Below are 21076 nucleotides of genomic sequence, written 5' to 3' on the forward strand. Positions count from 1 at the left end.
TTTATAGTTTATAATTTCTAATACCTACTTGATACAAGACGCCGACGCCATTCTGAAAGCCGTGCAGCAGCGGCAGTTTCAGCCGGTGTATTTTTTGCAGGGCGAGGAGCCGTATTTTATTGATACGGTGGCCGATGCGCTTGAGAGCTCGGTGCTGCCCGAAAGCGAGCGCAGCTTCAACCAAACGGTGCTCTACGGCAAGGATACCGATGCGGCGGGCATTCTGGGGCAAGCCAGGCGCTTTCCGATGATGAGCGATTACTCAGTGGTCATTGTGAAAGAAGCGCAGGCCGTGGCCGACCTAGAAAGCGAAAAAGCCTGGCCATTTCTCGAAGCCTACCTCAAAAACCCGCTGGCTAGCACTGTGCTGGTACTGTGCTACAAGCACAAAACCCTCGACAGCCGCAAGAAGCTGGGCAAGCTGCTGGCCGCCGCCCCTGGCGTGGCCCTGATGACAAGCAAAAAGCTCTACGACAACCAGATACCGCAGTGGCTGGGAGGCTACGTGCGCAGCCGCAAGCAACAGATTACGCCCGGCGCCACGGCGATGCTGGCCGAGTACATCGGGGCCGACCTAGGGCGCCTAGCCAACGAAGTAAACAAGCTGCTGCTCAATGTGAAGCAGGGCCAGGCCATCGACGAAGACCTAGTGCAGCGCATGGTGGGCATTAGCAAGGAGTACAACATCTTTGAGTTGCAACGGGCCTTGGTGCACCGTGACGTGCTGAAGGCCAACCGTATCCTGACGCACTTCGCCGCCAACCCCAAGGCCAATCCGCTTATCCCGAATCTGACGCTGCTCTTCAACTTCTTCACCCGGCTGCTGATGCTGCACCAGGTCGGTAACAACCCGTCGGACAGCGATATGCAGAAAATGGGTATCAATAAATTTGCTCAAAAGGAGTATCAGTTGGCCCAGCGGCAGTTCAGCCCCGAGCGCACCATAGATTTGATTCACCTCATTCGCCGGGCCGATGCGCAGAGCAAGGGCATCGAGAGCGGCAGCATGGACGAGGGCGAAATCTTGCGCGAGCTGGTGTGGCTCATTCTGCACCCCGTGCCGGTGGCGGCGGTGGGGTAACGCGGCCGGCCCTAGGTGCGTAGAAAGCGGGTATTCACCCTTCAACCTGCTTTCACTCATGAGCGATAACCAACCAAGCGGCACCCTAGGGGGCATGCTATCCAGCCTATTTGGCCGCCGCAACGCCGAAGACAACACCGAGAATCGTAGCTTCTCCTCCAAGCATAAAATATTGAGTGGCGCCCTGCTGGCCGCCGGCGCTGCTTACCTCTACAAGCGCGCTAAAAACAAGCAAACGATGCTAGGTTAGTAGCAACCTAGCTACCTGCAAGCCCCGCAGGACGAGCCCTTTCTTGTGGCGCGTCTTGCGGGGCTTTCTGCTGCATTTTTGCGGCCCCGTAGTCTTATTCGTATGCGCGCCCACATTCACTTCGACCGCCAAGGCTGGCCCCAGAGCGTCAATAATTACCTAGCACTGGATGGCTTCCAGCAAATGGGCTGGGAAATACTGCCCTATACCGATGATGCACCCGTGCGCGACCACGCGCCCGACGAGATAGTGGTGGGCCACATCGCGGCCGTGCGAGCTGGCTTGCGGTCGCTAGGCCTGGCCGTACCCGCCGAGTTGGGCTACCCCGAGGCGCTGCACCCGTACCTAGGGCGGCGCTTATGGCCCAGCACCATCAATGCCGTGGCGGCGCACCCAGAAAGCTGGCCAGTGTTTGTGAAGCCCATGCACGATGCCAAAAAATTTACGGGCGTGCTGGTACGCCGCGTGGGCGACCTCGTGGGCTGCGGTGACCAGCACCAGGACACACCTGTGTGGTGCGCCGAGCCAGTGCAGTTTCGGGCTGAGTGGCGCTGCTTTGTGCGCTACGGCCGCATTTTGGATGCCCGGCCCTACAAAGGCGACTGGAGGGCGCACTTCGACCCGGCTGTAGTAGAAGCCGCGTTGACTGCTTATTTGCCCGAAGCACCCGCCGCTTTCGCGCTCGATGTGGGCGTGACCACGGCCGGCGCTACGCTGGTAGTGGAGGTCAATGATGGCTATGCCCTAGGTGCCTACGGCCTGATGCCATTGGCTTATGCCAAGTTTTTGTCGGCCCGGTGGGCGCAACTCACTGGCACCCAAGATTACGCCGATTTTTAAGTCGGCAGCAAACAAGCGTAGCGCATGAAGCAGAAGTGAAACGTTAAAAAAAGCAGTAAAAAGGCACTCATTTACCAACGTGCGGATAGTACTTACCGTAGAATACGTGTTTTTACCCCAACCTGACACCTAGTAATATGAAATCGCCCGAATTCGCTTCTGACGCTGCCGACAAGGCTAAAGACCTGTACAACGAAGCTGCTGACAAAGCCAAAGACGTATATAGCGACACTGCCGATAAGGCCAAAGACTTGTACGGCGACGCGGCTGACAAGGCAAAAGGCCTGTATGATACTGCCGCCGACAAAGCCAAGGACTTGACTGGCAAAGCCAAAGACCTTTACGCAGAAGCTGCTGACAAAAGCAAGGAACTGCTTGGTAACGTGCCCGACACCATCAAGGAAGCTAGCGACAAAACGGTAGACGCCTACAAAAAGCTTTCGACGACCCAGAAAGTAGTGGGCGGCGCGCTGATTGTAGCTGGCCTAGCCCTGCTCATCGCACCAAAAAAAAAAGGTAAAGCCAAGCGCGCTGCTAAAGCGCTGGACCAGCTTCTTCTCTTCGTAAACGACCGCATCGAAGGCTACAAGCGGGCCGTAGCCGAGAGCAAAGACACCCAGTTGAGAAGCTACTACCAGCAGCTGGTAGGCCAGAGCCAGCAGTTTGCCAACATTCTCAACGACTACCTTACTAAGAAGGGTGGCCACCGCGAAACCGGTACTACGCTGAAAGGCAAGCTCTACCGCAAGCTAATGGATGCCCAAGCTGTAGTAACGGCCCGCAATGAGAAAACCATTTTGGCCGCTAACATCTACGGCGAGCGTTGGGCTCTCAAAGCCTACAAAAAGGCGCTACGCCGCAAGGCGCTCAAAGGAGCCATCCGCGAGGCTGTGCAGCAGCAGTTTGCGAAGTCGCAGCAGACCTACAAGCGTTTAAAAGAGCTTGCTACCGAGCAGAAGTAAGCTAAGCGGCCCGCTGCATACAAGCTCCGCTGGGTGTGGTTATTAGCCATGCTCAGCGGGGCTTTTTTAGTTGAACGACGGCTATCTTTAAAGTAAGCTCCACCTAACAAGCTGGTTGTGAATGGCGTAAGCATTGAATGTATTCACATTCTTTCTTACTGATGAGCCAAGCCACCCCTTCCTCCGCCGCTTCCACGCAAGCAGAAATCAACTATCAGAAAACTATCGCCTCGCCAAAGTCAGCTGCCACCCAGGGCAGTGGGTCGGGGCAGGTAGCTGCTAAGGCAAAAAAGCCGGGCACTGCGCGCAAACTAGTGGGCGGCGCCTTGCTGGCCCTCGGCATTGCCTACCTAGCCACTCGCAAAAAAAACAAGCCCAGCCCCGAAGCTGCTACGCTCGATGAGCTGCTATACTTTGTAAATGACCGAATTGAAGGTTACAAGCGGGCGGTGGCCGAAAGCCACGATGCCGAGCTGCGCGGCTACTACAAGCAGCTCGTGAGCCAGAGCCAGCAGTTTGCTACTGACCTCAATACCCACCTGACCCGTGAGGGCGGCGAGCGCGAAGATTCTACTACTCTGAAGGGCAAGCTATACCGCGCCTGGATGGACGCCCAAGCCGCCGTAACTGGCCGCGACGAAAAGACTATTCTCGGCGCTAACATTTTTGGCGAGGAGTGGGCCCTGAAAGCATACAAAGAAGCCTTGGCCGACCAGACACTTACTGGCACCGTGCGGCAAGCTGTGGAGCGCCAGTATACGCTATCGCAAAAGACCTACGACCGCTTGAAAAAGCTGGCTGAAAACGAGGCCTAGCCTAGGCCACCGTGCAACTTCAAAAGCCCCGTCGTGAGTGATGCTTGCGGCGGGGCTTTGGCGGGGCTGCCCGAGCCAGCTGCTACCTTCGTGGTTTGGCCGGCCGCATCGTTTTTAAGCATCATGAAGTACTTGGCAACGCTGTTTTTGAGCAGTTGTTTTTTCTCCGCCGTGGCGCAGCAGCGCCAGTTCGACGTTCGCTCGCTCTCCTTGCCTAAGGAGCTAGCGTACTACGATAATCAATTTTCGGGCTTGTATATCGCTCAGGACAAGCTGTTTTTGCTATCGGAAAGCCGACTGCAAGACAAGGCTGAAGCCAAGCTCTACACCGTGGCGCTCGCTGACCTCGACCGCAAGCTAGCGGACACCGCCTATGTCTTGCCCTACCAGAAGCTACCTATCACCAACCTGGCCCGGCTGCGGGCCAAGATGACGGCCCTAGGGCAGCGCTACGAGGGCCTAGAAGCCATGCTGCTCACCAAAGACGCAGCCTATTTTTCGGTCGAAACGGCCACACCCTCGGCCAACTGCTACTTGCTGAAAGGCCACCTAGGCGCTACCGCTGTGGAGCTGGATACGACATTCCTAGTGCCGCTGGCCAAGCCTGTAGCCACCGATGGCTCGCACATCTATAACGCTGGTTTTGAGGCCATGGCCAACGTAAACGAGCGTGTAGTTGCCTTTTTTGAGTATAATTACTTCCCGCGCCAGAACTACGCGTACGAAGTCAAGCCCTCGGCGGGGCGCAGCCAGCGCCCGCCCCGCCCGGTGCCGGTTAGCCCCGTGCCCTTCCGCATCACCGATATGACAGCCACGGGCGGCAACCACTTCACGGCCATCAATTACTTTTTTAAGGGCGAGGGCGACGATGCCGTGTACCGCACGCCGGCCACCGACGTAGCAACCACCAAGCTTATTGCCGACAACGGCGGTTTCAAAAACTACTGCCGCCTGATAGACCTTGAGTTGAAAAGTAATTCTTTCACTTGGAAGCCGCTATGGGAGTTTCCGGTGCCCTACATGAGCTACAACTGGGAGGGCATCGCGGCTTATAAGGGCGGCTATTTTATCATCAATGATAAGTACACACCCGCTCGCCCGTACCGCACTACGCTGCTGTACTTGCAAGCGCAGAAATAGGGCGCCCTAGCGAAAAAGAGCAAACTAAAGAGCCCCTAGGTAGGCTTCGCGCTGTGTTACAGTACGAAGCCTACCTGGGGGCTCTTCTGAGTTGGTCATCATGCGGCGCGCAGCGAAGCATGACGACCAAGTAAAATAAACTTGCTACTGCGGCCGGCTTTTTAGGCGCACGGCCCGGAACTCGGAGCTAGGTTTCCACTGCGGGAAGGTGGTTTCGGAGGCTAGCTGCTGACCGATGCGGAACATCAGGCGCGCATCCTGGGCGGCGCCACGCAGGTCCCACTTGGGATTGTACTGGTCGGAAGGCTGGTGGTAGTTATTGGCCTCGAAGTCTTCGCGCTCTTTTTCGGCGAAAGCCTTGCCGTGCAGGCGGCTCTCGAAGGCGCCGCTGGCGTAGAGCGCCGGAATGCCCACCTTGGCAAAGCTGAAGTGGTCGGAGCGATAGAAGCTGCCGGTTTCGGGGTGCTGATAGGGGATAACATAGCGGTTTTGCTCCTTAGCAGCGGTGCGAGCGTAGTTATCCAGCTCCGACTGCCCGTAGCCCGTGATGGTCAGGTCGCGCATAGGCCCGAAGGCCAACAGCTCGTCCATGTTGATGTCAGCTACCGTGTTCTTGACCGGGTACAGCGGGTGTTCGGCGTAGTAGGCCGACCCTAGGAGGCCCTGCTCCTCACCGGTTACGGCCAGGAACACGACGCTGCGCTGGGGTTTTTCCTTGGCTTGCTGGAAGGCGGTGGCGATGGCCAGCAGACCGGCGCAGCCGCTGGCATTGTCAAGGGCGCCGTTGTAGATGCTGTCGCCCTTCACGGCCGGGCCGATGCCCAGGTGGTCCCAGTGCGCCGAATAGATGATGTACTCCTGCGGGCGGGTGGTGCCGGGCAGCACGGCCACCACGTTCTTGGATGTTTTATAAGTGATTTTATTGTGCAGCGTGGTCGTCAGGTTCAGTCCTAGGTCTTGGCCTTTGAAACCGGGCTTGTTGGCCGCCGCGTAGAGGGCGTCGTAGTTCTGGCCGGCGGCTTCGAACATGCGTTTGGCCGCGTCGAGGGTCATCCAGCCTTCGAGGGCCACTTTGCTGGCGCCGTGGTCGGGGGTGGTGGGGTGCAGCTTGGCGCCGCCGTTGCTGCTTTGCACCACGGTCCAGGGGTAGGCGGCGGGCTTGGTGTCGTGGATGATGAGTAGGCCGGTGGCGCCGTGGCGGGCGGCCTCTTCGTACTTATACATCCAACGGCCGTAGTAGGTCATTTCCTTGCCCTTGAACATGGTCGTGTCATTGCCTGCGTTGCCGGGGTCGTTGATGAGCACCACCACGGTCTTGCCCTTCACGTCGAGGCCGGCGTAGTCGTCCCACTTATACTCGGGCGCCGTTACGCCGTAGCCGGCAAATACCAGCGGCGAGCTTTTGATTTCAACGGTCGGCTTCTCGCGCTCGGTCAAGAACATATAGTCGGTGCGGTACTTCAGCGTCAAGCTTTTGCCCTTGCCTGCAATGGTCGCCGTGGAGTCGGGCGTACCCGCAATCTCAACTAGCGGCACTGGCTGAAAGTAGCTGCCGCCGGGGCCCGGCTTGAGGCCCAGCTTCTTGAACTCGGCGGCTAGGTAGGCCGTGGCCTTCTCCTCGCCCTTGGTGAATGGCCGCCGTCCCTCAAATTCATCCGAGGCGAGTACCTTGATGTGCTGAGCCAGTAGCGCGGGCGTAATGCCATCGTTGGGCGTGGGCACGCTGGCTGTGTCGGTGGGCGCGGCTTCGGCAGGCTGGCCGGTGGTGGCGGTGTCAGAGGTGCTCGTGTTGCCCTGGCAGCTGGCGAGCAGCAGGGCAGCCCCTAGGGCCGGTAAGAGCGTGCGAATGGGGAAATGCATTAAAGGAATGGGTATTGAAAGAATGATAGCAAGCAGGCCACTCGGCGCTGACCAGCGGCTGCGAATGTAACCACGTAAGCAACACACTGGACTTTACCTAGGCGTGAGTGGGGTCTCACGCCGCCTCACAGCCGTACTACCTCGCCGGTGCGCACGCTCTCATCGCAGGCCAGCGCAATGCGGAGGCTATTGACGGCATCGGCCAGGTGCTCGCTCAGGTCGAGATGCTCGCGAATGGCTTGCAAAAACCAACGCTGCTCGCGGTTGCACAGCTCCTGGTGGTCGGGCTCGTCGGCGAGGTTTATCCAGGTATCGGGCTCGGCGAAGGCGTCGTCGGCAGTCAGGCGGGCGTGGTGGATGCGCAGTGCCTCGGTTTGGGTATGGGCCGCCACGTTGGCCGAGTTGCCGGCTGCCCCCGCGTGCCGCGCCGTAATGGATACGCTACCTAGGGGCCCCACCACGTCTTTCACGAAGAAAGCCGTTTCGCTCATCATCGGCCCCCAGCCTGCCTCATACCAGCCTACCGACCCATCGTCGAAGCGGATTTGCAGCTGGCCGTAGTTGTATTGCCCGGCCGGAATATCCTCCGTGAGGCGCGCCCCGATGGCCGATACCCAGACGGGCCGTGCGCGCGTCATCTGGCACATCACGTCGAGGTAGTGCACGCCGCAATCCACGATGGGGCTCAGCGATTGCAGCAGATTGCGGTGCACGGTCCACATGCGGCCGTGGCTTTGTTGGTTCAGGTTCAGGCGCATCACCAGCGGCTTGCCTAGGTGCCGGGCCTCTTCTACAAACCGCGCCCACGACGGATGCACCCGCAAGATGTAGCCCACTAGCAGCTGCCTACCCGCTTGCCGCGCCGCCGCTACTACCCGCTCGGCCCCGGCTAGGGTAGTGGCCAGCGGCTTTTCCAGAAATACGTGGCACCCCGCGGCCAGCGCCTGCACCGCGAACGCCTCGTGGGTGTCAGGGTAGGTAGAGATGCACACCGCGTCGGGCTGGGTGCGGGCCAGTGCCTCTGTATAATCGTCGAACACTGCATACCCACCACCTAGCTGGGCGTTGAGCACGTGCTTGCTCTGGCCCGTCGAGACGAGGCCGACCAGCTCAAACCCCTCTAGGGTGTGGTAGGCCGTGGCGTGGGAGGCGCCCATGTTGCCGCAGCCGACAACTAGGACGCGCAGGGGAGAATGAGGCATAGCTGAAATAAGTAGGAGGTAAAGTAAAGCTACTGCGGCTGCCTTAGGCTGCTACCGGAGCGGCCTACACACTTCTGTGCATAGCTGCTCGCGACTCTCAATTGCTGCTAGCGCGCTGGTGAGGTGCGGCGGTGGACCACAAATAGCCGATTTTGCTTACAAAACACAGACTTGTCAAAGTCAGTATATGCTGTTGATTTTATGTTTATAATCAATGTGTTAGAATTGGAATTGAAAATTACTATTGGTTTTAAAAAGTCTAACAAATCAGTAAGTCAGCTTTCTGCCCCTTGTAGGTGCCTTCTACTTTTGAGCCATACTTCAAGCCCAACCAACCTCAACCATGACTCCTGCTGCCGTAACCACCGCTCGTACCTCCGCCGCCTTCATCGCCGCTTCGTGGCTTGCCCTGCTCATGGGCATGGCTGGCTTCGTCTTAGGTCTCTGGAACGCCACGATGGCGCTCAATGAAAAGGGGTACTACTTCACCGTGCTCATGTTCGGGCTGTTTGCCGCCATCTCGCTCCAAAAGACCGTGCGCGACCGCCTAGAGCGAATACCTGTAACGGGCCTTTATTACGGCTTGGCTTGGTTTGCCACGCTGCTGCCCATCCTACTGCTGCTGGTCGGTCTCTGGAACGCTACCCTGACGCTCAGCGAAAAAGGCTTCTACGGTATGGCCTTTTTGCTAGCCCTGTTTGGCGCCATTGCCGTGCAAAAAAATACCCGGGATACGCGCCCTACATCAAGCGGCCTGCCCACCACTAACGAATAGCTGCTTCCCATCTTTCTGAGTTTATGAAAACAAAAAAGCCACGGCGCAAACCGTGGCTTTTTCTGTTTCTAATGATTTAGGCAAGCTTACTCAGTAACTCGTCATTTACAGTCAAAAACATTTCATTAAAGGAGCAATTGCAGTTTCCAATTTCTTCGCCAGCTGCATTTCTGAATTTCAGATTCCAAGAATTATCAGCCATTTCATCTTCTCCTTGAAGCCTAATTCTCATATTATTTTGAAAGACAATAATTAAGGTGCCCTCATTTTCTTCCTCTATATCTTGAATACTTACCTGCGTTAGCAAGCCCATTAAAAAGACTCTGGTAGGTTCTTCTGGCCCATTAAAATTATCGATATTAAATGGGTATGACTTAACCCATTTATTCCATTCGGATTTGTCTTCAAGCTCAAGTTCGCTGAACATAAAATCAGCGCTGATACCTAGTGTATCGTTTAGCAACTCACACTCAAAGGCGGTTACATAATAGGTGAATTTGGTGAAATAAGTGCCTTTTAAAGCAGCTTTAAGCACTTTCAGTATTTCATCATTATTCGTTGGCATATGATGTGCCGCAAGTGAAAAATTACTTCCGCACTGGCTTGCTGCCCATTACAAACTCCAGGGTGCCGCCCTGGCGCACCTCGCTCACGGGTAGGAAGGGCCGCGTCAGCAGCTTGCCGTTCAGCTTGGCCGACTGCACGTAGACATTTTTATCCGATTGGTTTTTAACGGTTACGGTGAAGGTTTTGCCTTCGCCGACTTGTAGCACGGCGCCGTGCACGGCGGGGCTACCTAGGGCATATTCGCCCGAGGCGGGGGCCACGGGGTAGAAGCCCAGGGCCGAGAAGATATACCAGGCCGACATCTGGCCGCAGTCGTCGTTGCCACCGAGGCCGTCGGCGCCCTGGTGATACATCTTATTCAGAATCATGCGAATGCGGGGCTGCGTTTTGTAGGGCTGGTCGGTCCAGTTATAGAGGTAGGCAGCGTGGTGGGCGGGCTCGTTGCCGTGCACGTAGTTGCCGATGATACCGTCGCGGGTGATGTCCTCAGTTTCAGCAAAGAACTTGTCGGGCAGGTTCATCGTGAAAAGAGAATCGAGGTGCGGCACGAAGCGCTTGTTGCCGCCCATTTTGGCAATGAGGCCGGCCGGGTCGTGGGGCACATAGAGGCTGTAGTTCCAGGCATTGCCCTCGATGTAGCCGGGGTCGCTGGTAGTCAGCACGTCAAACTTTTGGCGGAACGTGCCATCGGCTAGGCGCGGGCGCATGAAGCCGATGCGGGCGTCATACACATTCTGCCAGTTGGTGGCGCGCTGGCTGAACTCCTTCTCGATATCGGCGCGGCTCAACTTCTTGGCTGCCTGCGCGATGCAATAATCATCAAAGGCGTATTCTAGCGTCTTCGACACCGAGGCGCCGCTCTTGTCTTCGGGTACGTAGCCTTTGTCCATGTAGAGACCTAGGCCGTCGTACCAGCGCTGGCGTGCGGTGGTCACGCAGGCGTCGAGGGCCTTGTTTTGGTCGAAGGGCGCGTTGCCGAGCACGATGGCATCGCACACCACGGGCACCGAGTGGTAGCCTATCATGCACCAGTTTTCGTTGGCGTAGTGGCTCCACACGGGCAGCATGTGCTCGGCGCTCTGGTCGAAGTGCATGAGCATGCTTTGGGCCATGTCGGCGTTGCGCTTCGGTTGCACGAGGTTATAAAGCGGGTGCAGGGCGCGGTAGGTATCCCAAAGCGAGAAGGTGGTGTAGTTGGTGAAGTCCTTGGCCTGGTGGTTGTTCTGGTCAAGCCCGCGGTACTGGCCGTCGGTGTCTTGGTAGGTAGTTACGCCGGTGAAAGCGTGGTACATGGCTGTGTAGAAGTTCTCCTTATCAACCCGCTTCGGCGACGTAATGGCGATTTTGCTCAGTTCCTGCTGCCACATCGCCTGGCCTTTTCGCTTGTAGTCGGCGAAGTCCCAGCCCGGCGCTTCGGCGCGGAGGTTAGCCAGCGCGCCGGCGGTGCTCACGGGTGAGAGGGCCATTTTCAGCTTCACCTGTTGGCCGGCCTGCGTGGCGCCAAAGTCAAAGTGCATCCGCAGCTGGTGCGCAGCGAGGTCGGGCCAGTTGTGGTTTTGGTCGAAGCGGCCCCAGAAGCCGCGGTAGGGCTGCTTCTGGTCGTAGTTGCGGCTACCGTAACTCTTGAAGGGTTTAGAAAAGCTGAGTGCGAAGTACACCACACGGGTGCGGCCCCAGCCATTAGTTTGGCGGTAGCCGGTTACGAGCGAGTCGTTTTCAACCCGCACAAACGTCCAGGTATTTTTGCCAGGATAATTGTAAATCCCGGCCATCAAATCCAAAATAATGTGCGATTCGTCGGCCTTTGGAAACGTGTACTGATGCACGCCGACCCGCGTGGTGGCCGTCAGTTCGGCCAGAATATCATTGTCAGCCAGCCGCACTTTGTAGTAAGCCGGCTCGGCTACCTCGGTCTGGTGCGAGTAGGCCGAGCGGTAGCCACCTAGGGGCTTGTCGGCGGTGCCGGGGTTAAGCTGGAGCGTGCCGGTGGTGGGCATCACCAAAAAATCGCCTAGGTCAGAGTGCCCCGTGCCGCTGAAGTGCGTGTGGCTAAAGCCCACAATAGTGGGGTCTTTGTACTGATACCCCGCGCAGTAACTATAAATGTCGGGGTTGTACTTGCCGTTTTGCTCGTAGCTCAGCGTGTCGGTATCGGGCGAGAGCTGCACCGCCCCGAAGGGCACCGTGGCACCAGGGTAGGTGTGGCCCATCTTGGCGGTGCCCACCAGCGGGTGGGCATACTGCACGAGGTTTTCGGGAGCCGATTTTTGCGCGAGGCAGGCGAGGGGCAGGGCGAAGGCCGCAGCCAGCAGGGAGTGCTTCATGCTGCCAAAGTAACAAGGACCTAGGCAGAGGTTGCGGATTGGTGGGCACGGTACCAAAAACCGAGCCAGGGCCTACTCCCTAAAGCGACATGCTGAATAAGCGGTAGCCGCTTGCAGTGCGAATGAACGTGAAATGCTCCTGGTTGTCAATCGGCGCATTTGCCGGCTGGACTGGGTACGTCAATACCATATTGAAAATCGGGTATTTTTCCCTGAAATGCTCGCCGCAATCTGTTAGAAAAGGCTGGAAATCGCGGCTTTCGAAAATAAACGTGTTCAGGTCATCGGCAAAAATGGCTACGCCCGGCGCCCCTCGTTGGAGCGTGCCCAACCTAGGGCCCAAAACTGAGTGCTGATACTTAGCAACAAAGGTGGCTGGCGTGAAGTGAGGCCAGCCTCGAAAGGGCCGTGCCACGGCAAGGTCCGTAAAGCAAAGCGCGCTAACCTGCGCCACATCGCCGCGCCGCACTGCCGGCACAAATACGTTATAAAGCCAAACCTTAAACTCCTTTTCGTAGTCCGTGAATGTGTAGCGGTCGCCGTTTACCGCTCCTAGAGTAACGGTGGTAGCCGTGTCGGGAGTAGGGTCGTTTACTTTCAAGGAGTACCAATTGAGGTGGCCGCTGCCCGTCGGCTCAGTGTTTAGGTTGTTTACCAGGACTTCGTTGCGCTCATTCAGCAGCACTTTCTGGCCGCCAGACCAGCCTAGGTGCTCGCAGTTGAGCGTGTCGGCACTATGGTCGCTGCAGCTTCGTTTAGCCCCGATGAGAGCCACCGCCAAGCCATTGTGAAAAGGCAGGGCAAAATTATAAATAGCCGGAATCACCGCTTTGCCCTGGGCATTGAGAAAGCCAACCCGGTCTTTGCGCGTATCCCGAAATAATATTTTACCCTCACTTTCGCAGTCAAACCGAAAGTCGAACACGAATACGCTGTCGCGGCCGACCTTGCGGCCATTTTTGAGCAGGTAGTAGTCTTGGCTCAACATACTCTCGCTCACAGCCATGATGTGGCGAAAAGTGCGAGCATTGGTCAAGTCGTTAAACTTGGCCGGGATGCGCACGCGTCCGTTGGCATCGCGGTAGCCATAGCGAGTTTCGCCGTGCGCCTGCACGCTAAACTGCGTCCAAGGAGCGTCCTCTTGCGCGTGGGCGCAGAAAGGCAAAAGGGCAGCCAGCAGACAATACTTCATGTGGGCAAAATAAGCAGCTAGGCTGGCCGTACGCGCCAGGGCCAACTAAACAGGTCGCTAAAAGCAAGTGCGCTGGGTATACAAAAGCGGCAGGCGGGTAGCCACGCTACCCACCTGCCGCTTTTGTAATAGCTGTAATACAGCAGCCTAGTGGTGTGCTGCCTGCCGCAGCCGCAGCCCTAGCACAAAGGCGGCCACGCCCAGCACCAGCAGCGCGATGGCTAGCCAAGTAGTAGCCCCCAGCACCCCAATGGCCGGGTTGCCGAGCACCAAAAAGGCCAGCATCACGCCCAGTAGCCCCAGTGCCAGCGTCCAGCCCCAGTTGCGGTAGCCCAGGCGGCGCAGCGCAAAGGCATTGGCCACCGTGGAGCCGCTGCGTAGCAGCAGCCAAAAACCAATGACAAAAGCTAGCGTGCCCGCCGCCACCACCGGCTGGCTCAGTAGGTAGAAGCCAAACAGAATTTCGGCGAGACCCAGGGCCAGCAGCCAGCCCCAGCCGCGCAGCCGCGTCCGGTTGCTAAGCGAGAAGATGGTGTTAGCCACGCCATTAAATAAGATGAGGGCCGCAAAGTAGATAGTTAGCCCCAAAAAAGCCGCGCCTGGACTATTGAATACCCAAATGCCTAGCCCAAACAGCCCGATGCCGGCCAGCAGATACACCCACCAGTTAGCAGCGGCGGTGCGAAGCGGAGAAGTTTCCATAAAAACAGCGAGAAAATGATATTTCTGCCGACTTACGGTTGCGCTACGCCCGAGGTTATATCATTACTATGACCCATCAAGTGACCTAGGGACGGCTGCAACTTGCTAAAAAGCCGGAAGCTGTCCCCAATTGCCAACTCTACAAATTATCCAGCCGGCCGCCATCTACCCGCACCTCGGCGCCCTGCACAAACGCGGCATCGTCGGAGGCTAGATAGGCAATGGTAGCAGCCACGTCTTCGGGCTTGCCCACGTCGTTGGGGTTGATTTTTTCGACGCCCGACTTCACATTTGGGTTGTCCCACAGCATAGGCGTGTCGATGGCGCCCGGCAGCACCGCGTTGATGCGCAGCCCCTTGGGCTTGCCCTCTATCGCCGACGAGCGCGTGAGCGACAGCACGGCGGCTTTGGCCGCAGCGTAGGGTGCCACTAGTGCCTCGGTCTCCACGGCGTGAATGCTCGATACGTTCACTACGTTGCCGCCCGGCTTCATATGCAAAAACGCCTGCTTGGTGAAATAAAAGGCACCTAGGAGGTCCACGTTTAGTATCCGCAGCCAGTCGTCGCCAGTGAGCTGCTCCAAGGCCTTGAATTGCATTAGCCCAGCATTGTTGACTACCACATCGAGGCGGCCAAACTGGGCCAGCGCGCCCTGCACAGTGGCAATGACTTGGTTTTCGTCGGCTACATTGCACACGCTGGGCCACACGCCGGGCGCACCCGCCTGCTGCACCTGTGGCACTGCCGCATCAAGGGCAGCCTGGTTGATGTCGGCCAGTACCAGCCGGGCGCCCTCGCTGGCCAGGCGCTTGGCAATGGCCAGGCCGATGCCAGCGGCCCCGCCCGTCACAATGGCTACTTTGTCTTGGAAACGCATTTTGTCAAAGGGGAAAATTTAGGACGTTGGTCATGCAGAGCGCAGCGAAGCATCTCGCGTGGTGCAGTAAATCCTGGTGTTTTGAGGGTAGTGCGCCACGCGAGATGCTTCGCTGCGCTCTGCATGACAGGCGTTTTTGCAAGCAAAGCCAATTAATGAATTTCGGGCTGGGCGGCATTCATGGCCTTGGTATCGGGGTCGCGGCGGGTGCGGCGGGCCCGCTCGCGTTGCTGCAGGGCCCAGGGCTCATCGGCCTCGTGGGGCATTACTAGGGGTATTTGCAGGCAGGCGCTCTGGGCGGGTAGCACTTGGCGCCAGTCCTCAATGAGCTGCTTATAGGCCGTGCCCACGGGCCGAACGTTGCGGTCTAGGTCGTAGAGCCCTAGGGGGTTCACTGTGCCGTGGTTTTCGCGCAGGGCAGTGTCCCAGTCCACTTGGTCAGTGAGCGAGTACCAGGTAAAGCCCACGATGGGTACGCCATCGTTGCGCACGCGCAGCACGTTGGCCCATTCTTTCCACAGCCAGTTCACCGCCTCGTCGCCTTTTGGGCCTTGCCACAGGTTGGTTTCGGTGTGCATCACAGGCAGCTGGTAGCGGTCGTGGTATTGGGTCGTAATAACGTGGTAGCCAAATACCTCGCCCGAAGCTGTGGTGCTGCCGTCGGCCCCCACGCGGTGCTCATTGGTGCGGTAGTAGTCGTTGCCCATGATGCACTGGTGCTTGAGGTTGTTGCCCAAGAAAAAGTGGTACTCGTCGCGGGTCATGCCGTTGTCGAGCAAGTACTCGTACATCTCCGAGTCCACGCGGCGGCCGTAGTTCAAGTCTAACGACAAGAAGCGCTTCGAGTTCATGAGCTCGGCGGGCTTGATGGCGGCGGGGTTTTCGGCGTGGAAATACTCGCTGCTCTCGCTTTGGATAAAGAGCGCATCGGCCCGCACTTCTAGGATGCGCTGCATAGCCAGCACGTTGCCCTTCACAATGTTTTTGAGGGCCGTCACAAACGAGCGGTCGTCGGCGAGTTGCTCGTTCCACCAGCCGTAGAGGGCCGAAAACTCGGCGCAGATATACATCTCATTGACGGGCGTATAGAGCTGCACCCACGGGTAGCGCGCGGCAAAATCGTGGCAGTAGTCACCAAAGAGCTTGGCGAAGTCTAGGTTCTGAAAATTACCCAGCCAGTCGGGCACCCCAAAGTGGCACAAATCCACGATGGGCATGATGTTGCGCCGCTTTAGGTCTTGAAAAGTGGCATCGGCGAAACTCCAGTCGTACTTGCCCACGCCCAGCCAAGTAGTATGGATGGGCGGCCCATAGCGCAAAAACCGAATGCCCAGTTCCTGCACCAGGTCAAAGTCTTTCTGCCAGAACTGGTAGTGCTTGCACTTCTCCATCTCATCCACCCGCAGGCGGCCGTTTTGGATGGTAGGGTTGGAGTTTTCGATGCCGGTGGCAAACAGAAACTGAGCGTCCATGGGGGTGGGGAGGGCGAGGATGGCAAAGGGAACACGGCTACATGAAAAAACCGGGAAGCTGCACGCTAGCAGCTTCCCGGTTCTAACGGATTCGGGCGTAGTGAGGCTACCTAGGCGTCCTTCCCAGCCGTGAAATTGAGCCCAAAAAACAGCTTTTCCTTGAGCAGTGAATTGGTGCGCCACAGCCGGTCTTCGCGGGCCATAAGCTGCGGCACGTTGTCAGATTTAAACATAAAGGGTGGAAACAGCCGAATGTACTGCACCTCCTGGGCCGGAATCTGTAGCCCTTGCTGGGCCAACTCGCGCCGCCACGTGGCTAGGTCACGGATGTTCTCATTGCCGAGCAAAATGTTCTTTTTCAGCTGTTCATCATAGATAGTGATGATGCGCTTATTGCCCCGGCGCAAATACAGTTTGAAGCTTTGCACCACGTTGCCGCCGTTTTCTTCCACCACAATGAGGTCACCGCCCGGCCGCAGGGCCTCCCGAAAAATGCGCAGCGCATCTTGCAGCGGCTCAAGGTGGTGCAGCGTGTCCTGGATGATGATGTGGTCGTAGGAAGCTGGCGGTGGGGGCGAATCAAACAGGTTTTCGTAGCTGTAAGTAAAGCCCGATACGTCGCCAAACTGCCTCCAGTACTGCAGGCGCTTGGCAATGTGCTCGTAGTAAAACTCTAGGGTAGTGCCGTGCACCTTGTAGCCATTGAGAGCCAAAAAAATGGCCGTGGTGCCGTAGCCACAGCCGCAATCCCAGATGGCGGCATTCTGGCTTGGCAGGTGCTTCAGGATGTAATGCAGCCGCTGCACCACGTAGGCCTTGCGAAACTCGAAGCTGGCGGGGTTGGCCAGCATTTTATAGTAGCTGGTAAGCTGAGGGTTACTACGTAATTCGTCTAGAAACAGGTCGAAAAACTCATTGACAGTCATACAGAAAACGGCAACTCGAAAAGCATAAAAAGTAGCAAGTCAGCCCACCCGCTAGGCGGCGAAGTTACACGCCGCTTGCAGTAGCCTCCGGCTAGTAGGCGACGCGCGCCCTAGGTAATGCACATAAGCCAGCGCCTATTACGACCTATAAGCATGCTTGTTGTGTGCGCTATTGTTTGGCTTATAACAAGATTAAGTTGGCGAGTAGGCTTGCGGCTTTTTCTCTACTTTATAGAGCTTAGCGGCGAACAAAAACACCACTATGTAGCAGATAATGGGCAGGTAATAAGCCTGTGCCACGCTGCGGTCGGCCACCAGGCCCATGAGCCGCGGAAAGAGCGCCGCGCCCACCACGCCCATCACAATAAACGACGAGGCCAGTTGCTTGTGACGCCCTAGGTCCTTGAGCCCCAGGCTGTAAATAGTGGGAAACATGATGCTGAAAAAGAAATTCAGCAGGATGAGCGCTACAAACGATACCACGCCCCAGTGCTGCGCTACTATGAGGCACATGCCGATGTTGGCCACTGCCACCGCCGCCAGCAGGCGGTTGGGGGCGATAAACTGCATGAGGTAGGTGCCCAGAAAGCGGCCCACCATCATGCCTACTAGGCTAAGCGAGAAAAAGTAGGCCGCTTTATCGTTACTCAGGCCGAAGTATTCGGTGCCGTAGTTGATAAAAAAGGCCCAGGTACCGCCCTGGGCTGCCGTGTTGAAAAACTGCGCCACGCAAGCCCACACAAAATGCTTATGCTGAAACAGGCTTTTGTCGGCCCCTAGGTCGGTGGGCGCCTCGTCGGTTTCGCTCACGGCGGTGCCGGGCGTGTGCTCGGCGTTGAGGGGCGGCACTTTCACAAAGAAGAAGGCCAGGCCAATGCTGCCCACCACGGCGCCAATGGCCGAGTACAGCACCTTGACGGAGGTGAGGTCGCCGGCCGCGTGGGTGCCACGCAGCACGAAGTATCCCCCGATGAGCGGCCCCGACACTGCCCCAATGCCGTTGATGGCGTGAGCGAAGTTGATGCGCCGGTCGGAGCTGTCAGGGTCACCAAGGCCATCGAGAAAAGGGTGCGCCACTGCCTCGAGCGTGGCTAGCCCACATGCCAACACAAACAAGGCAATGCGCAAGTAGCCAAAGGACAACGCATTGGCCGCCGGCACCATCAAGAAGGCACCTAGGGCGTAGAGTCCCAAACCCAGCAACACGCCTTTTTGGTAGCCAAAGCGCTTCATAAACCAGCCCGCCGGCAGCCCCATAATGAAGTAGGCCCCAAAAATCGAGAACTGTACTAGTGCTGAGTCGGCCTTGCTCACGTGCAGCACTTCTTGAAAATGCTTGTTGAGAATATCGCCCATCGTGACGCCTACGCCCCACAACATGAAGAGCGAAGTGACAAAGATGAGCGTAAGCACATAGCGCCGCTCAGTGAAGGCGGGGGCACCTAGGGCTGGCGGCGAAGTAGTTGTTTGCATAAACAAAAGAAAAAGTCGGAATGAACTTAGGCGGCATGCCTAATTAAAGCTACTCCGTAATGACCGAGCAGGTTGGCGAGCGCAGCAGTAGCACGGCCGAACCGACGCACAAAAAAGCCGTTGCCAATAGCTGGCAACGGCTTTTGCTGGTTGGTAGCAGTTAAATAGTTTATTCTACCACTAGGCGCAGTGCGCGGGTGGCGCGGGTGGCCGTGGCGTGTAGCAGGTACAGGCCGGGGGCCAAGCCCGCCAACTCAACTTGCGGTGTAGTGGCCGTGCGCACCAAGCGCCCCTGCCCATCGAACAGGCGCAGTGTAAATGCCCCGCTGAGGCCCTGCACCTGCACTTGACCGTGGGCCGGGTTTGGCACTAGTTGCCATGCTAGGGTTTGGCTGGGCGTGGTACCTAGGGGGGTGCCTGCGATGGCTTGCGGCACGAGGCTGGTATTAGGCTGGGCCAACTGGCCGCTGCCATTGTAGCCCCATAGCCACAGAGTGCCATCGGCGCGCACGGCAGCAGTGTTGGTACTATTGGCGGCTACGAACAGCCAAGTACCCCCGCCGCTAACAGGAGTTGGTGAGAGCTGGCTAGTAGTAGTACCAGTGCCAAGCTGGCCGTTGGCATTGCTGCCCCAAGCCCAGAGCGACCCATCCTGGCGCAGTGCTACAGAGTGGCTGTTGCCCGCCGCTACTGCCCGCCAGGTGGTGCCGCTGCCCACCTGCCTAGGAGTAGCATGGGCTAGCGTAGTACCATCGCCGAGCTGGCCGGAGGTGTTATCGCCCCAGGTCCAGAGGGTGCCATCCTGGCGCACGGCCACGGTGTGAGTAGCGCCAGCGGCTACGCTGGTCCAGGCGGCCCTGCCTATCTGCGTCGGAGTAGTTCGGTAGAGAGTATCGCTAATGCCGGTGCCGAGTTGGCCGTTGGCATTACCGCCCCAGGCCCAAAGCGACCCATCCTGGCGCAGGGCTACAGAGTGGTTATTGCCCGCGCTCACGCTAACCCACGTAGTAGCCGTGCCTATTTGGGTAGGCTCAGATGGTACTACGGTGGTGCCATTGCCTAATTGGCCTAGGCTGTTGCGGCCCCAGGCCCAAAGGGTGCCGTCTTGGCGCAGGGCTAGCGAGTGGTACCAGCCTGCGCTCACGCTAACCCAAGTAGTGACCGTGCCGATTTTGGTAGGAGTAGGCTGATTGGAGCCAAGATTGCCGTTACCAAGCTGCCCTTGGTTATTGTAGCCCCAAGTCCAAAGCGAGCCGTCTTGGCGCACAGCCATGGTGTGTAGCTGGCCGGTAGCCACGGCCTGCCAAGCAGTGCCCGCGCTTATGGTGGTTGGGTTCAGTTGGGCACCGGGGCCACCGGCTCCCAAGCCTAGTTGGCCCGCGCTATTGTCACCCCATGTCAAGAGGGCGCCGTCTTGGCGCAGAGCCGCCACGTGGCTAGCTCCTAAGGACACTGCGCGCCAGGGGCCAGGCATGGCTAGGGCAGCAGGCACTAGCTGCATACCAGTGCCGATGCCGAGTTGCCCATTGGCATTGCTACCCCAGTCCCAGAGAGTGCCATCAAGGCGCTGGGCTATGGTGTGATACCAGCCCGCCGCTATTGCCTGCCAAGTGGTGGCCGTGCCTACTTGGGTGGGTAGCAGCTGGTTGGTAGTACTGTTGGTGCCGAGCTGGCCGTAGTAGTTGTAGCCCCAGGTCCACAAGGTGCCATCCTGGCGCAAAGCAACGGTGTGGCCGTTGCCGGCGCTCACGCTAGTCCAGGTAGTGGCTGTACCGATAGGTTGGGGCGTCTTATACGAAAGGAGGTCGCCAGTACCGAGCTGGCCCTGGCCATTGGTGCCCCAGGCCCAAAGCGACCCGTCCCGGCGCAAAGCAACGGTGTGATTGTTGCCCGCACTCACACTAGCCCAACTCGTGGCCGTGCCAACAGGCTGAGGCGTCTTATACGAAATAATGTCGCCAGTACCGAGTTGGCCTGCGCCATTTTCGCCCCAGGCCCAGAGCGTGCCATCTTGCCGAATGGCTATGGTTTGATGGTAGTTGGCACTCACGCTGGTCCAGGTGGCGCTGCCCACTTGAGTTGGTCGCAGTCGGTTGCCGGTGCCATTGGTGCCGAGCTGGCCGTAGCCATCATCGCCCCAAGTCCAGAGAGTACCATCTTGGCGCAGAGCCACTACGTGGTGCCAACCGGCACTCACACTAACCCAGGTGGTGACATTATCTACCGGCATGGGGGTAACATGCCCCTGAATGGTACCATCGCCGAGTTGGCCTTGCCCGTTGGCTCCCCAGGCCCAAAGGGTGCCGTCCTGGCGCACGGCCACCGTAAAGTCCTGGCCCGCACTCACGCTGCGCCAGGTGGTGGCAGCCGGGCCGATGGCTACCGGCGTAGGCTGATAGGTAGCGCCCCCAGTGCCGAGTTGGCCGAAGGTGTTATCGCCCCAGGCCCAAAGGGTGCCATCGGCATAAATAGCCACCGTGTGCAGTTGCCCAGCTGCCAAGCGCTGGGCCTGCGCCCGGCTCAGCAGTAGCCCGCTCAAGCAAACTAAAAATACCCATAGTTTACTGGTAAAAATTGACATAGAATAAAGCGAAAAGAATAGGTTAGCGCGTTGAAAT

General features: G+C 58.0%; 19 protein-coding genes. 7 read left to right on the forward strand and 12 right to left on the reverse strand.

Annotated features, from left to right (window positions below; all coding sequences use genetic code 11):
• Nucleotides 1–28: 28 nt before the first annotated feature.
• The 5 genes from holA (at nucleotide 29) to FNT36_RS00920 (ending at nucleotide 3948) form a co-directional block, all read left to right on the forward strand.
• Nucleotides 29–1081 (forward strand): DNA polymerase III subunit delta, encoded by a 1053-nt coding sequence (gene holA / locus FNT36_RS00900; protein WP_144843047.1) that lies wholly within the window; start codon nucleotides 29–31, stop codon nucleotides 1079–1081.
• Nucleotides 1082–1139: 58 nt separating this feature from the next.
• The gene (locus FNT36_RS00905) at nucleotides 1140–1331 is read left to right on the forward strand and encodes a hypothetical protein (RefSeq protein ID WP_144843049.1); all 192 of its coding nucleotides are present in this window, start codon (nucleotides 1140–1142) and stop codon (nucleotides 1329–1331) included.
• Between the two features lie 102 nt (nucleotides 1332–1433).
• Nucleotides 1434–2171 carry an ATP-grasp domain-containing protein gene (locus FNT36_RS00910; RefSeq protein ID WP_144843051.1) on the forward strand — a complete coding sequence of 246 codons (738 nt, stop codon included), beginning with the start codon at nucleotides 1434–1436 and terminating at the stop codon, nucleotides 2169–2171.
• A gap of 137 nt (nucleotides 2172–2308) precedes the next feature.
• Nucleotides 2309–3133: a PA2169 family four-helix-bundle protein gene (locus FNT36_RS00915; RefSeq protein ID WP_144843053.1), complete on the forward strand. Its 825-nt coding sequence runs from the start codon at nucleotides 2309–2311 to the stop codon at nucleotides 3131–3133.
• 161 nt (nucleotides 3134–3294) lie between these two features.
• Nucleotides 3295–3948 carry a ferritin-like domain-containing protein gene (locus FNT36_RS00920; RefSeq protein WP_233635579.1) on the forward strand — a complete coding sequence of 218 codons (654 nt, stop codon included), beginning with the start codon at nucleotides 3295–3297 and terminating at the stop codon, nucleotides 3946–3948.
• Here the strand turns inward: FNT36_RS00920 and FNT36_RS25795 are convergent.
• Nucleotides 3945–4073, reverse strand: a complete 129-nt coding sequence (locus tag FNT36_RS25795; protein WP_262712150.1) for a hypothetical protein — start codon at nucleotides 4071–4073, stop codon at nucleotides 3945–3947. The two genes, FNT36_RS00920 and FNT36_RS25795, sit on opposite strands and share 4 nt — an antisense overlap.
• On the opposite strand from FNT36_RS25795, the gene FNT36_RS00925 reads away from it, so the two are divergent.
• A complete protein-coding gene (locus tag FNT36_RS00925; protein WP_144843057.1) occupies nucleotides 4072–5088 on the forward strand; it encodes a hypothetical protein in 1017 nt (338 codons plus the stop codon). The genes FNT36_RS25795 and FNT36_RS00925 overlap by 2 nt on opposite strands.
• 144 nt (nucleotides 5089–5232) lie before the next feature.
• Here the strand turns inward: FNT36_RS00925 and FNT36_RS00930 are convergent, their stop codons facing one another.
• Together FNT36_RS00930 and FNT36_RS00935 are read right to left on the reverse strand one after the other, a co-directional pair.
• Complete coding sequence (locus tag FNT36_RS00930) at nucleotides 5233–6948, reverse strand: M28 family metallopeptidase (RefSeq protein ID WP_144843059.1); 1716 nt, start codon at nucleotides 6946–6948, stop codon at nucleotides 5233–5235.
• Nucleotides 6949–7073: 125 nt separating this feature from the next.
• Nucleotides 7074–8150: a Gfo/Idh/MocA family protein gene (locus FNT36_RS00935; RefSeq protein WP_144843061.1), complete on the reverse strand. Its 1077-nt coding sequence runs from the start codon at nucleotides 8148–8150 to the stop codon at nucleotides 7074–7076.
• Between the two features lie 343 nt (nucleotides 8151–8493).
• Here FNT36_RS00935 and yiaA point away from each other — a divergent pair, with 343 nt between their 5' ends.
• On the forward strand, nucleotides 8494–8925 hold the full coding sequence (yiaA, locus tag FNT36_RS00940; RefSeq protein ID WP_144843064.1) for an inner membrane protein YiaA: 432 nt from the start codon (nucleotides 8494–8496) through the stop codon (nucleotides 8923–8925).
• Between the two features lie 76 nt (nucleotides 8926–9001).
• Here yiaA and FNT36_RS00945 read toward each other — a convergent pair whose 3' ends face one another.
• The 9 genes from FNT36_RS00945 to FNT36_RS00985 form a co-directional block, all read right to left on the reverse strand.
• Nucleotides 9002–9490, reverse strand: a complete 489-nt coding sequence (locus FNT36_RS00945; protein ID WP_144843066.1) for a hypothetical protein — start codon at nucleotides 9488–9490, stop codon at nucleotides 9002–9004.
• Between the two features lie 22 nt (nucleotides 9491–9512).
• On the reverse strand, nucleotides 9513–11816 hold the full coding sequence (locus FNT36_RS00950; protein WP_144843069.1) for a GH92 family glycosyl hydrolase: 2304 nt from the start codon (nucleotides 11814–11816) through the stop codon (nucleotides 9513–9515).
• 79 nt (nucleotides 11817–11895) lie between these two features.
• A complete protein-coding gene (locus tag FNT36_RS00955; RefSeq protein WP_144843071.1) occupies nucleotides 11896–13008 on the reverse strand; it encodes a WG repeat-containing protein in 1113 nt (370 codons plus the stop codon).
• 147 nt (nucleotides 13009–13155) lie between these two features.
• Entirely contained in the window at nucleotides 13156–13710 is a 555-nt protein-coding gene (locus FNT36_RS00960; protein ID WP_144843073.1) for an HdeD family acid-resistance protein, read from the reverse strand.
• 139 nt (nucleotides 13711–13849) lie between these two features.
• Complete coding sequence (locus FNT36_RS00965; RefSeq protein WP_144843075.1) at nucleotides 13850–14587, reverse strand: SDR family NAD(P)-dependent oxidoreductase; 738 nt, start codon at nucleotides 14585–14587, stop codon at nucleotides 13850–13852.
• 152 nt (nucleotides 14588–14739) lie between these two features.
• On the reverse strand, nucleotides 14740–16059 hold the full coding sequence (locus tag FNT36_RS00970) for a family 1 glycosylhydrolase (protein WP_144843077.1): 1320 nt from the start codon (nucleotides 16057–16059) through the stop codon (nucleotides 14740–14742).
• Between the two features lie 110 nt (nucleotides 16060–16169).
• Entirely contained in the window at nucleotides 16170–16985 is an 816-nt protein-coding gene (locus FNT36_RS00975; protein ID WP_144843079.1) for a class I SAM-dependent methyltransferase, read from the reverse strand.
• A 192-nt stretch (nucleotides 16986–17177) separates the two neighbouring features.
• The gene (locus tag FNT36_RS00980) at nucleotides 17178–18458 is read right to left on the reverse strand and encodes a sugar MFS transporter (protein WP_144843081.1); all 1281 of its coding nucleotides are present in this window, start codon (nucleotides 18456–18458) and stop codon (nucleotides 17178–17180) included.
• Between the two features lie 169 nt (nucleotides 18459–18627).
• The gene (locus tag FNT36_RS00985) at nucleotides 18628–20997 is read right to left on the reverse strand and encodes an RCC1 domain-containing protein (protein ID WP_233635580.1); all 2370 of its coding nucleotides are present in this window, start codon (nucleotides 20995–20997) and stop codon (nucleotides 18628–18630) included.
• Nucleotides 20998–21076: the final 79 nt, after the last annotated feature.

This window comes from Hymenobacter setariae (assembly GCF_007713685.1).
In the GTDB taxonomy this organism is placed as follows: domain Bacteria; phylum Bacteroidota; class Bacteroidia; order Cytophagales; family Hymenobacteraceae; genus Hymenobacter; species Hymenobacter setariae.